General features: G+C 69.4%; 10 protein-coding genes. 3 read left to right on the top strand and 7 right to left on the bottom strand.

Annotation, left to right across the window (positions count from 1 at the left end):
- The gene (locus tag R1101_RS0107710; RefSeq protein ID WP_026003002.1) at positions 1-1,941 is read right to left on the bottom strand and encodes an acetolactate synthase large subunit; all 1,941 of its coding nucleotides are present in this window, start codon (positions 1,939-1,941) and stop codon (positions 1-3) included.
- Between the two features lie 266 nt (positions 1,942-2,207).
- On the opposite strand from R1101_RS0107710, the gene R1101_RS0107705 reads away from it, so the two are divergent.
- Positions 2,208-2,741 (top strand): PH domain-containing protein, encoded by a 534-nt coding sequence (locus R1101_RS0107705; RefSeq protein ID WP_016932870.1) that lies wholly within the window; start codon positions 2,208-2,210, stop codon positions 2,739-2,741.
- Positions 2,742-2,882: 141 nt separating this feature from the next.
- Positions 2,883-4,724 carry a dihydroxy-acid dehydratase gene (ilvD, locus tag R1101_RS0107700; RefSeq protein ID WP_016932869.1) on the top strand — a complete coding sequence of 614 codons (1,842 nt, stop codon included), beginning with the start codon at positions 2,883-2,885 and terminating at the stop codon, positions 4,722-4,724.
- Positions 4,725-4,824: 100 nt separating this feature from the next.
- Here ilvD and R1101_RS0107690 read toward each other — a convergent pair whose 3' ends face one another.
- Positions 4,825-5,583, bottom strand: coding sequence for a DoxX family protein (locus R1101_RS0107690; protein WP_016932868.1), 759 nt, complete (start codon positions 5,581-5,583; stop codon positions 4,825-4,827).
- A 77-nt stretch (positions 5,584-5,660) separates the two neighbouring features.
- On the opposite strand from R1101_RS0107690, the gene R1101_RS0107685 reads away from it, so the two are divergent.
- On the top strand, positions 5,661-6,806 hold the full coding sequence (locus tag R1101_RS0107685) for a PQQ-dependent sugar dehydrogenase (protein ID WP_016932867.1): 1,146 nt from the start codon (positions 5,661-5,663) through the stop codon (positions 6,804-6,806).
- Here the strand turns inward: R1101_RS0107685 and R1101_RS0107680 are convergent, their stop codons facing one another.
- From R1101_RS0107680 to R1101_RS0107660, 5 genes are all read right to left on the bottom strand, one after another.
- A complete protein-coding gene (locus R1101_RS0107680; RefSeq protein ID WP_016932866.1) occupies positions 6,807-8,012 on the bottom strand; it encodes a cation:proton antiporter in 1,206 nt (401 codons plus the stop codon).
- 25 nt (positions 8,013-8,037) lie between these two features.
- Positions 8,038-9,546: an Asp-tRNA(Asn)/Glu-tRNA(Gln) amidotransferase subunit GatB gene (gatB, locus tag R1101_RS0107675; RefSeq protein ID WP_016932865.1), complete on the bottom strand. Its 1,509-nt coding sequence runs from the start codon at positions 9,544-9,546 to the stop codon at positions 8,038-8,040.
- Between the two features lie 42 nt (positions 9,547-9,588).
- Positions 9,589-10,617, bottom strand: coding sequence for a 6-phosphofructokinase (locus R1101_RS0107670; RefSeq protein ID WP_016932864.1), 1,029 nt, complete (start codon positions 10,615-10,617; stop codon positions 9,589-9,591).
- A gap of 103 nt (positions 10,618-10,720) precedes the next feature.
- Positions 10,721-11,398 carry a response regulator gene (locus R1101_RS0107665; protein WP_016932863.1) on the bottom strand — a complete coding sequence of 226 codons (678 nt, stop codon included), beginning with the start codon at positions 11,396-11,398 and terminating at the stop codon, positions 10,721-10,723.
- 11 nt (positions 11,399-11,409) lie between these two features.
- Positions 11,410-12,308: sensor histidine kinase (locus R1101_RS0107660; protein WP_016932862.1), on the bottom strand; the 899-nt coding region annotated here is incomplete at its 5' end.

Raw genomic sequence — 12,308 nt, 5'->3', positions numbered from 1 at the left:
TCACTTGGTCTCCTCCTGGGCCGCCGCGTTCTCGCTGCGGGCTTCGAGCGCGTCGATGGTCTCGTGGATGACGGCGGGATCGTCGGCGGCGGCGTCGTCGTCGAACAACGGCCGGATGTCGCGCGCGGCCATGATCTCGTCGTTGCTCGTGCCGGCGGCGACCATCGGCCACACCTGTGCGTCCTTGCCGACGATGAAGTCGATCACCACGGGACGGTCGTCGATCTCCTGCGCCCGGCGGATCGCCGGCTCGACATCCTCCTCGCGCTCGACGCGGATACCCACGCATCCGAGGGCCTCGGCGAGCTTGACGAAGTCGGGGATGCGCAACGAATGCGTCGCCAGGTCGGTGTTGGAGTACCGCTCCTCGTAGAAGAGGGTCTGCCACTGCCGGACCATGCCGAGATTGCCGTTGTTGATCAGCGCGACCTTGATCGGCACACCCTCGACCGCGCAGGTCGCGAGTTCCTGGTTGGTCATCTGGAAGCAGCCGTCGCCGTCGATGGCCCACACCTCGGCGTCGGGGCGGCCCATCTTGGCGCCCATCGCGGCGGGCACCGCATAGCCCATGGTGCCGAGACCACCGGAGTTGAGCCAGGTGCGCGGCTTCTCGTAGTCGACGAACTGCGCGGCCCACATCTGGTGCTGTCCGACACCCGCGCAGTAGATCGCGTCGGGACCGGCGAGCTTGCCGACGGCCTGGATGACGTACTGCGGCGACAGGGTGTCGTCGGTGGGGCGGTCGTAGCTCAGCGGGTAGGTGCGACGGATGTCGTCGAGATAGGCCCACCAGGCCGCGTAGTCGAGCTTCGTGCCGGTCGCCAGGTCGGCGCGGATGGCCTCGATCAGCTCGACGACGACCTCCTTGCAGTCACCGACGATCGGCACGTCGGCGTGCCGGTTCTTGCCGATCTCCGCAGGATCGATATCTGCGTGGATGACCTTGGCGTCGGGCGCGAACGAGTCGAGCTGGCCGGTCACCCGGTCGTCGAAACGGGCACCGAGGGTGATGAGCAGATCACTTCTCTGCAGCGCGGCGACCGCGGCGACGTTGCCGTGCATGCCGGGCATGCCGCAGTGCAGGTTGTGGCTGTCGGGGAACGCGCCACGGGCCATGAGCGTCGTGACGACCGGGATGCCGGTCAGCTCGGCGAGTTCGAGCAGCTCGGGCGACGCGTCGGCCTTGATGACACCACCCCCGACGTACAGCACCGGGTTCGTCGCGTCGGCGATCAGCCGCGCGGCCTCGCGGACCTGCTTGCCGTGCGGCTTCGTCACGGGGCGGTAGCCGGGCAGGTGCATCTCCGGCGGCCAGCTGAAGGTGGTCTGCGCCTGGAGGATGTCCTTGGGAATGTCGACGAGGACGGCACCCGGCCGGCCCGAGGAGGCGAGGTAGAACGCCTCGGCCAGGATGCGCGGGATGTCGGCGCCGTCGGTGACCAGGAAGTTGTGCTTCGTGATCGGCATGGTGATGCCGGAGATGTCGGCTTCCTGGAAGGCGTCGGTGCCGATGAGCGGACGACCGACCTGGCCGGTGATCGCGACGACGGGCACGGAGTCCATCTGCGCGTCGGCGAGAGGGGTGACGAGGTTCGTCGCGCCCGGACCGGAGGTGGCCATGCACACGCCGACCTTGCCGGTCGCCTGGGCGTAACCGGTGGCAGCGTGTCCGGCGCCCTGCTCGTGACGGACGAGCACGTGACGCACGCGCCGCGAGTCGAAGAGCGGGTCGTAGACGGGCAGGATCGCGCCGCCGGGAATGCCGAATACCGTGTCGACCTCGAGTTCCTCGAGTGCGCGGACCACCGACTGCGCGCCGGTGATCCGCTCGGGGGCGACCTGGCGACGGTTGGCGGGCTGCGCTGCTGCAGCTGCGGGAGTCGGGGTGGTGGACCCCGGCTTTCGCGGCGAGGGTTGAGGCCGTGCGGTTGGTGCGCTCACTGCGAGTTCCTCTGATTCTGGCTCCGGGCAACAAAAAACCCTCGTCAGCAAGTCTGCTGTACGAGGGTGGCGCGTCGTGGGCGAGTTGCGGAATGCGGCTCAGGCGACGACGCGCCGGCCGATTACGAGCAACCCATTCTGATTCACGCGCTCGACGGTAGGCGCATGGTGTCCAGACAGTCAACTTGATGCGGTCGACTGTCCCAGAATGTGAGATGCCGCGGCTGCAGTGCGAAGATGTAGAGGTGTCATCTTCCCAGCAGCCCGTGCCACCTACTCCATCATCCCACACGCCCGATTCGACGACGCAGGTCATCCAGATCTCGCGACTGTCGTTCCTGGCGTGCGCCCTGCTGTTCCTCGCCCTCGCCTCCCCCGCGCTGGCGTGGCCGGCGGCCTTCGCATGGACGCTGATCATCCCGTTTCTCGTCGCCGCATGGATCGTGCGTGTACGCACCGTCGTCGGCCCCGAGGGCATCGTCGCGCGGGCGACCTTTTCCACCACGAGTCTGGACTGGGATTCCCTCGACGGCCTCCGGTTCCCCAAGCGGGGCTGGGCCCGCGCACGGCTCACCGACGGCAGTGAGGTCGCACTGCCGGTCGTCACCTTCGGCCGCCTGCCGCAGCTGTCGGAAGCCAGCGGCGGCCGCATCCCCGATCCGTACGCGGCCGCACGCCGCGCCGAGGAGGAGTCCCACCGCGCCGAGACGGCATCCGAATCCGGATCCGAATCGGTATCCGGTGCCGAAACCGCCGACGACGCAGGCACCGTCGAGAAGAAGGACCACCGCTCCTCCTGAGTCCCGCGACCGGGTGCGGATAGATGCACCCGGAGACACACGAGTAGATTCGTCGGTGCCGCTGCCCGAACCCGCCCCAGCCCGGCGACCGGATGCGACCCGGCCGATTGCGCACACAGCCACCGTCAAGGAAGTCAGCCCATGCCCCCGTTGAGGTCACGCACCACCACCGTCGGACGAAACGCTGCAGGAGCGCGCTCCCTGTGGCGCGCCACCGGCCTGACCGATTCCGACTTCGGCAAGCCGATCGTCGCGATCGCGAACTCCTACACGCAGTTCGTACCCGGTCACGTCCATCTCAAGGACGTCGGTGAGATCGTCGCGAAGGCCGTGCGCGAAGCGGGCGGCGTGGCACGCGAGTTCCACACGATCGCCGTCGACGACGGCATCGCGATGGGCCACGGAGGCATGCTCTACTCGCTCCCGAGCCGCGAGATCATCGCCGACTCGGTCGAATACATGGTCAACGCACACACCGCCGACGCGCTCGTGTGCATCTCCAACTGCGACAAGATCACGCCGGGCATGCTCAACGCCGCGATGCGCCTGAACATCCCGACGATCTTCGTCTCCGGCGGTCCGATGGAGGCCGGCAAGGCCGTCGTCGTCAACGGTGTCGCGCACGCCCCCACCGACCTCATCACCGCCATCTCCGCCTCCGCCAGCGAGGACGTCGACGACGCAGGCCTCGACGAGGTCGAGCGCAGCGCGTGCCCCACCTGCGGTTCGTGCTCGGGCATGTTCACCGCCAACTCGATGAACTGCCTCACCGAAGCCCTCGGTCTCGCGCTGCCCGGCAACGGTTCGACCCTCGCCACCCACGAGGCGCGACGCGCACTGTTCGAGACCGCCGGCACGACGATCGTCGAGGCAGCCCTGCGTTACTACCGCGACGACGACGAGTCGGTGCTGCCGCGAAACATCGCGACCCCGGCCGCCTTCCGTAACGCGATGGCACTCGACGTCGCGATGGGTGGTTCCACGAACACCGTGCTGCACACCCTCGCCGCCGCGCAGGAGGGCGAGGTCGACTTCGACCTGTCCACCATCGACGAGATCAGCCGTCGGGTGCCGTGCCTGGCGAAGGTCTCCCCGAACTCCGACTACCACATGGAGGACGTGCACCGCGCCGGCGGAATCCCCGCCATCCTCGGCGAACTGCGTCGCGGTGGCCTGCTCGAGACCGACGTCTCCACGGTCCACACGAAGAGCTTCGACGAGTGGCTCGACACCTGGGACATCCGGTCCGGCAAGGCGTCCGAGACCGCCCTCGAACTGTTCCACGCCGCCCCGGGTGGTGTGCGCACCACCGAACCGTTCTCGACGGACAACCGCTGGTCGTCGCTCGACACCGACGCCGCGGGCGGCTGCATCCGCGACATCGAGCACGCCTACACCGTCGAAGGCGGATTGTGCGTGCTGCGCGGCAACCTCGCACCGGACGGCGCGATCCTCAAGACCGCCGGCATCGACGAGGATCTGTTCCACTTCGAGGGCCCGGCCTACGTCGTCGAGTCGCAGGAGGAGGCCGTCTCGGTCATCCTCGGCAAGAAGATCAAGGCCGGCGACGTGGTGGTCGTGCGTTACGAGGGCCCGGCCGGCGGCCCCGGCATGCAGGAGATGCTGCATCCCACCTCGTTCCTCAAGGGAATCGGCCTGGGCAAGGTGTGTGCCCTGATCACCGACGGCCGGTTCTCCGGCGGCACCTCCGGTCTGTCCATCGGGCACGTCTCCCCCGAGGCTGCCTCCGGCGGGGTGATCGGCCTGATCGAGCAGGGCGACCGGATCCGCATCGACGTCGCGACCCGCACCCTCGAGGTGCTCGTCGACGACGACGTGCTCGCCGAGCGACGCGCGAAGATGGAGGCCTCCGAACGGCCCTGGCAGCCGGTCGACCGCGAGCGCACGGTCTCGAAGGCACTGCGCGCGTACGCTGCGCTGGCGACCTCCGCCGACAAGGGTGCCGTCCGGCGCGTGCCGTAACCCCTCACCACACGAGGGCGAAGGCTCCGCGATCATCCGGTCGCGGAGCCTTCGCCCTTGTCGTATCCCGGTTGTTCGTCGTATTCCGGTTGTTCGTGGGTCAGCGTCCGAAGATCCACAGGCACACGCCTGCCGCCACACCCAGCAGCAGTACGGTGAACGAACCCACGAAGGGGCGTGTCGCCCAGCCGCGTCGCCCGTCGACCGCGATGCGGCCCGGCCCGGTGAGGGTGATCGCCACCGCGCAGGCGACGAGGAGAGCCTCGAATTCGAAGCCCGACGATTCGGCGGCGAAGAACTGGACGCCCGGTTCGAGTTCGTGCTTGAACAGCACCGCGTTGACCATGATCGCGACGATCGCGGCCGCCGCGAACGGGGTGAGCAGACCGAGCACGAGCAGCGCACCGGCGGCGATCTCACCGACCGCGCCGACGATCGCGAGCACCGCCGGCTCCCGGTATCCCGCATCGCGCAGCAACGCTTCGAAACCGTCCAGCCCGGGGCCGTTCCACAAGCCCACCAGCTTCTGCAGTCCGTGGGCGACGAGGATCGCCCCGACCGCCGCCCGCAGGACGAACAGACCGAGGTCCAGGGTGCCCCGGCGGACCTTCACCGGAGTCCGCTCCCCGGCGGCCACCGCGCCGCCCGTCTCCGCACCGTAGACCGGTTCCGGCCGGTACATCTGCTCGGTGGGAGCGGCGTAGGCGTCGTTGCCCAGCGGAGTTCCGGCATCGAAGTCGTCGTCGGACCCGAGATACGACTCGCGTGGTCGGCGCATCTCGAGTGTGCGTTCGTCGGGCTGATTGCCGTAGGGACTCGAACCCGCGTCCGGTACGCCACCGTTCTTGTTGTCGGCCACGTCCTCAGCCTAGGCCCGCCTCCGCACCCGCACCCGGCATCCGCGGGTGCGCGCGTCGTGCCGGTAACGTTTGCGGCATGACACGGGGTACGCGGTGGACCGGTTCGTGGGGCGTACGCGCGGCAGCGGCGGCGCTGGCCGTCGGGGTCCTCGCCGTCCCGTCGTGTGCCCGCTTCGACGACTCCGCATCGAGCCCGTTCACCCCCGAACCCACCTTCGATCCCGGTCCGGGTGTAGGCCCGCAGGATCCCACAGGGACGACGACGCCGAGCGCCTCCCCCAAGCTGCCGGGGCCGTGTGTCGATCCCGACCCGGCGGTGATCGCGACCTGCCTCGACGTCACCGGTGGCCTGGTGACGATGCCCGACGGCAACTCCGCGCTCGTCACCGAACGCCGAACGGGTCGGATACTGCAGGTCGCGCCGGACACCGAGCCGGTCGAGGTCGCGACGATCCCCGTCGACGGGTCCGGAGACGGCGGGCTGCTGGACGTGGCGCTCTCCCCCACCTTCGCCGAGGACCGGTTGTTCTACGCCTACATCACCACGGCCTCCGACAATCGCGTGGTCCGGATCGCCGCGGGCGACACCCCCAAGGACGTGCTGACGGGGATACCCCGCGGCGCCACCGGCAATGCCGGCGCCCTCGAGTTCGTCTCACCCACCGAGATCGCCGTCCTCACCGGTGACGCCGGAAATGCTTCCGCCGCAAACGATCCGAACGTCCTGTCCGGCAAGCTCCTGAAAGTACCGCTCCCGGCGCCCGGAGCGGCGCCGGCACCGTCGGTGATGCTGGCGGGCATCGGTACCGCGGGCGACGTGTGCCGCGATCCGAACGGCAACCTGTGGGTCACCGACCGCACGCCCCTCGAGGACCGGCTCCAGCGGGTCGGGGTGGACGGCTCGACCGGCACCGGCCCGGCCTGGACGTGGCCCGAGCGGCCCGGCGTCGCCGGTTGTGCGGCGGCCCCCGACGGGATCGCGATCTCGCTCACCGACGCGAAAGCCGTCGCGGTCGTCACCACCGACCCGGGAACCGGGGCGGTCACGGCGGCGCCCGTCCTCGCGGCGGAGGACCGCTACGGCATGCTGCGCGGTGCGGCCTCGTCGCCCGACGGCCTGCTGTGGGTGTCCACGGTCAACAAGTCGGGCGCCGAACCGGGACCGAACGACGACCGCGTCGTCCGCATCCAGTTCCCGGCCGGCGGCGGCGGATTCGACTGATCAGGCCCGCTCCGGTGTCTCCGCCGGCGCGGGGCGGTGGAGCAGTCCCGCGAGCATCGGGAGCACCAGGACGGTGACGGCGCCGGCCGCCACGAGGATCGACGCGCTCGCGTTCGACATCTGCCCGGCGGCCACCGCGACCCCCGTGACCGCGACGATCAGCGGGAGGCCGGTCGTCGAGTACAGCGCGATCTGCAGTTGTTCCGCGGTTCCGAACATCCGGCTCCCGGTCGCGTCGCGTTCGAGGCGCGACGCGACGAACACCGGCACACCCCGTACGAGGATCAGCAGTCCGAGGAAGGCCAGCAGGATCCCTGGGGCGCCCACGACGGCACCGACGTCGATCGCCATGCCCGAGGTGACGAAGAAGACGGGGATGAGGAAGCCGTATCCCAGACCGTCGAGCTTCTTCTCGAGCCGTTCGTCGCCGGCCGGGATCGTGCGGCGCAGGATGAAACCGGCTGCGAACGCGCCGAGGATGATGTCGAGATCGAAGACCGCGGCCACCGCGATGAGCCCGACGAGCAGCAGCATCGTCAGGCGCACCGGGATCTGGGCGGTGGTGTCGGAGCCGAGCCGGACGAACTGCGAGAACCGCGTGCCCTCCCGCAGGATCCAGGTGGGCAGCACGGCGACGAGCACGGCCACCACCGCGAAGGCCAGCAACACGATCAGCGACCCGAGTGCGCCACGCGCCCCGAGGAGGATCGCCATGGCGACGACCGGCAGCAACTCCCCGAACGCACCGTGGTTGAGCACCGACCGCCCGACCGGGGTGGCGAGGAGCCCGCGGTCGGCGAGGATCGGCAGGAGCGTCCCGAGTGCCGTGGACGTCAGGGCGATCGCCACGGCGATCTCGGCGTGCACCTGACCCGCTGTTCCGAGGACGGCGACGGTACCGAGGGCCGACAGCATGCACACGCACCAGGTGACCATCGCGCGACGTCCGCCGCGTCCGCGCAGCTCGGCCGGGTCGATCTCGTATCCGGCGAGCAGGAACAGCATTCCCAGCCCGAGCTCGCGCAGGATGCCGATCTCGCTACCGGTCTCCGCGAGGTCGAGCGCGTAGGGGCCGATGAGGACACCGGCGGTCAGCAGCAGCACGACCTCGGGGATCAGCCGACGCGGAACGAGACCGGCGATCAGCGGTGCGAGCACCGCTGCGACGACGATCCAGAACAGCGAGGTGGCAACTGCGGCGTCCATGCGCCGCTACTCTAGCGGCGCAAGATCAACTGCACGCGGCGATCACGAGTTCCTTCACGCGCGCCGGATCGGCTTGTCCACGAGTGGCCTTCATGACGTCGCCGACGATCTTGCCGGCCGCCTGGACCTTGCCCGAACGGATCTTGTCGGCGATGTCCGGGTTGGCGGCGAGGGCGGCGTCGACCGCGGCCTGCAACGCCGAATCGTCGCGCACGACCTCGAGACCGCGAGCGGCCACCACCTCGTCGGGTTCGCCCTCACCGGCGAGCACACCGTCGACGACCTGACGGGCGAGCTTGTTCGTCAGCTTGCCCTCGGCCACCAGCGCGATGACCCGGGCGAGCTGCTCGGGCGTGATGGGCAGCTCGGCGAGTTCGACGCCGCGGGTGTTGGCCTGCTGGGCCAGGTACGCAACCCACCACGAGCGGGCCTCCGAGGCGGGCGCACCGGCCTCGGTGGTCGCGATGACGAGATCGAGCGCGCCGGCGTTCACCAGGTCGCGCATCTCCTCGTCGGACACGCCCCAGTCGGCCTGGATGCGGGCCCGGCGCAGCCACGGCAGCTCGGGCAGGGTGGCGCGCAGTTCCTCGACCCAGGCGGCGTCGGGAGCGATGGGCTCGAGATCGGGCTCCGGGAAGTAGCGGTAGTCCTCGGCGGTCTCCTTGCGACGACCGGGCGAGGTGGTGCCGTCGGCCTCCTGGAAGTGCCGCGTCTCCTGGATCACCTCGCCGCCGGACACGAGCACCGCCGCCTGCCGGCGCATCTCGTAGCGCACGGCCACCTCGACGGACTTGAGGGAGTTGACGTTCTTCGTCTCGGTGCGGGTACCGAATTCCTTCGCGCCGATCGGCATGAGGGAGATGTTCGCGTCGCAGCGCATCGAACCCTGGTCCATGCGGACGTCGGAGACGTCGAGGGCCTTCAGCAGGTCGCGCAGGGCGGTGACGTAGGCACGCGCGACCTCGGGGGCGCGCTCGCCGGCACCGACGATCGGCTTGGTGACGATCTCGACGAGCGGCACACCGGCACGGTTGTAGTCGAGCAGCGAGTGGCTCGCACCGTGGATGCGGCCGGTGGCGCCACCGACGTGCAGCGACTTGCCGGTGTCCTCCTCCATGTGCGCGCGTTCGATGTCGACCCGCCAGGTGGTGCCGTCGTCGAGCACGACATCGAGGTAGCCGTCGGTGGCGATCGGCTCGTCGTACTGCGAGATCTGGTAGTTCTTCGGCTGATCCGGGTAGAAGTAGTTCTTCCGCGCGAAGCGACCCCACGGGGTGATCGAGCAGTTCAGCGCGAGCCCGATCCGGATCGCGGACTCGACCGCGGCCTGGTTGACGACGGGCAGCGCCCCCGGCAGGCCGAGGCAGACCGGGCACACCTGAGTGTTCGGCTCGGCGCCGAAGGCGGTCGGGCATCCGCAGAACATCTTGGTGGCGGTGTGCAGCTCGACGTGCACCTCCATGCCCATCACGGGCTCGAACTTCGCGAGCACGTCGTCGTAGGCGAGCAGGTCAGCGGACACGGAGGCAGTCATGATGTCGATTTTAGACGGCGCCACCGGTGCCGCCGCGCGGCCTCACCCGAACAGGATCCGCATCTCCTGGTAACGCTCGTCGGGCACGTACTTCGGCTCGGCGAGCTCGTCGAAATCGACCCGGGCGATGTCGGTGCCGTGCAGCGCGACCATGTGCCCCCAGTCCTCCTCGGCGACGAGATCGGTCACCGCCATGCCGAGGCGGGTCGCGAGCACCCGGTCGAATGCCGTGGGGACACCGCCTCTCTGGATGTGCCCGAGCACCGTCGCGCGGGTTTCGATACCGGTGTGTTCCTCGATGAGCGGGGCGAGCACCTCCGCGATACCGCCGAGGCGTGGCCGGTCGAAACCGTCGAGTCCCTTGATGGAGTACGCCTCCTCCATCCCGGGGAGCGTGAAGCCCTCCGCGACGACGACCATCGGCGCCCGTCCGCGGTCGCGGACGCTGGTCACCCACTCGCAGATCTGTTCGAGGCTCTCGGGGTGTTCGGGGATGAGGATGGCGTGCGCACCACCGGCGGTGCCCGCATGCAACGCGATCCACCCGGCGTGCCGGCCCATGACCTCGAGCACCATGCACCGCTTGTGGGAGTTGCCCGTGGTGCGGAGACGGTCGATCGCCACGGTCGCGATCTCGACGGCCGTGTCGAAACCGAAGGTGTAGTCGGTGTGACCGAGGTCGTTGTCGATCGTCTTGGGCACGCCGACGATGCGGATTCCCTCACCGAACAGCCGCTTCGAGGCGGCGGCGGTGCCCTCTCCCCCGATGGCGATCACGGCGTCGACACCGAGGCGGTCGAGCGTCTTCTGGATGTTCTGCGCTCCACCGTCGGGCCCCTGGTACGGGCCGAACCGGCTCGTCCCGAGGATCGTGCCGCCCTGCTGGGCGAGACCGCGAACACGGCTGCGGTCCAACGGGATCACATCGCCCTCGACGAGACCGCGCCAGCCGTCGAGGAATCCGACGAACTCCTGCCCGTGCACCTCGGTCCCCTTGAGCACCGCACCGCGGATGACCGCGTTGAGACCGGGGCAGTCCCCGCCGCTGGTGAGAATTCCGATCCTCGTCACGCACTACCTCCCGTCGCATGGATCCGTACCGCCCGGACCGGTACCGCCCGGACCGCTGCTGCATTGCCATCCTGCCCGTTCACCGGCGCGACGGCAGCCCGATTCAGCCGGGTGTGACGAGACCGGATTCGTAGGCGAGCACCACGGCCTGCGCGCGGTCGCGCAGATGCAGCTTCCCGAGCACCTTTCCGACGTGGGTCTTGACGGTCTGTTCGGCGACGAACAAGCGTTCGGCGATCTCGGTGTTCGACAATCCGTGCGCGATCAGTTCGAGCACTTCGAGTTCGCGCGGCGTGAGTGGGTCGAGGACACGATCGCGTCCCCTCGTCGGTCTGCGCCGGCTGGTGACGTCGGCGATGAGACGACGGGTGACGGTCGGCGCGAGGAGCGCCTGACCGTCGGCGACGACCCGCACGGCCCGCACGAGTTCGTCGGCGGGGGCGTCCTTGAGCAGGAACCCGCTCGCTCCCATCCCGAGCGCCTCGTAGACGTAGTCGTCGAGGTCGAAGGTGGTGAGCATGAGCACCTTCGACCGCGGCTCACGGGTGTCGGCAATGATGTGCCGCGCCGCGTCGAGACCGTTCATCTCGGGCATCCGTACGTCCATGAGAACGACGTCCGGGCGCAGGCGCGCGACTTCCGCGACGGCCGCCCGGCCGTCGGGAGCGTCACCGACGACGCTGATGTCGGGCTGGGCACCCAGTAGCGCGCCGAAGCCCTGCCGGACCATGGCCTGGTCGTCGGCGATGAACACGGTGATGGGTGGGTGCGGTTCGGTCATCGGCACCCACCTTAGGCCCCGGTCGGTATCGGGAGGACCGCTCGAACCTCGAAACCTCCGTCGGGTCGTGGATGAGCGACGAGTCGGCCGCCCACGACGGATGCGCGTTCGGCCATGCCCAGGATGCCGTTGCCACCACTGCGCTCCGACTGCCGAGCCGCGGCGTCGAACTCGGCAGTCACTGCCGGTCCGTTGGTCACCTCCACCGTCACGGTCGCCGGTTCCCACTGCAGCCGTGCGCACACGCGGGCACCGGGTGCGTGTCGGGCCGCGTTCGCCAGGGATTCCTGCAGGATCCGGTAGACGGTGAGTCCGACCCCGTCGGAGACGGACCCGGGGATGCCGACCGTCTCCGTCTCGAGCGTCATACCGGCTCGGCGGGAGGAGTCGAACAGCTCGCCGATGCGGTCGATGCCGGGCTGCGGTTCGTGTTCGGGGAGTTGCCCGTCGCTGCGGAGCACACCGAGCAGGGTGCGGACGTCGTTCAGCGCTTCCCGCGCGGTCGCGCCGAGGGCCTCGAATTCGGCGCGCACGTCGTCGTTCACGTCCGGAAGCCGATAGGGGGCGCTCTGCGCCTGCACGACGATCATCGACATGTGGTGGGCGACGATGTCGTGCAGGTCGCGTGCGATGTGCGCCTTCTCCTCGAGGATGGCGCGACGCGCACGTTCGAGCTCGCTGACCTCCTCTTCCCGGGCGAGTTGCCGGCGGGAGATCAGCAGCCACCGCACCAGCAACCCGAAGACGACGATCGCACTGATCCCGATGCCCCATCCCCAGCCGTCGCGGCCGGGAACGAAGGCCGCGAACAACAGGACGGTCGCAACCCACACGACCAGCACGACGCGGATCTCCTCGCGGATCGCGACGGCGAACACCAGCGCGAGCATCACCAGGATGTGCACGACCT

The organism is Rhodococcus sp. R1101 (assembly GCF_000278445.1).
GTDB classification, from domain to species: Bacteria; Actinomycetota; Actinomycetes; order Mycobacteriales; family Mycobacteriaceae; genus Rhodococcus; species Rhodococcus gordoniae.
The sequence above is the reverse complement of the archived record's forward strand: the minus strand, read 5'-3'. Positions and strand labels throughout refer to the sequence as shown.